Origin of the sequence: Vogesella mureinivorans (genome assembly GCF_007644035.1) — a bacterium.
Lineage (GTDB): Bacteria > Pseudomonadota > Gammaproteobacteria > Burkholderiales > Chromobacteriaceae > Vogesella > Vogesella mureinivorans.
Genome location: NZ_VMTV02000983.1, coordinates 1 through 279 on the forward strand (window position 1 = coordinate 1; position 279 = coordinate 279).

The 279-nt window shown below is 44.1% G+C and carries 1 protein-coding gene; it reads left to right on the forward strand.

From position 1 onward, the window contains the following. Window positions 1-279 (forward strand): oxidoreductase dimerization domain-containing protein (locus FLQ44_RS21800; protein WP_500692566.1); only part of this gene is annotated, 279 nt, incomplete at both ends.

Below are 279 nucleotides of genomic sequence, written 5' to 3' on the forward strand. Positions count from 1 at the left end.
TCCATGTCGGTAAGTTTCCATTGCAAGCCAATGGTAAGGCATTGGCGTTGGGTAAAACTGCAGGCTTTGTCAAAACCATTTTTAATCAAGAAACAGGTGAGTTGTTGGGCGCACACATGGTTGGGCACGAAGTCACTGAACATATCCACGGCTTTGCTATCGCCAAATATTTAGAAGCTACAGATGAAAGTCTAGCGCAAGTAATTTTTCCACATCCTACTTTATCTGAGGCGATGCATGAGTCGGTCTTATCGGCAATGCAACGTGCAATCCATATCT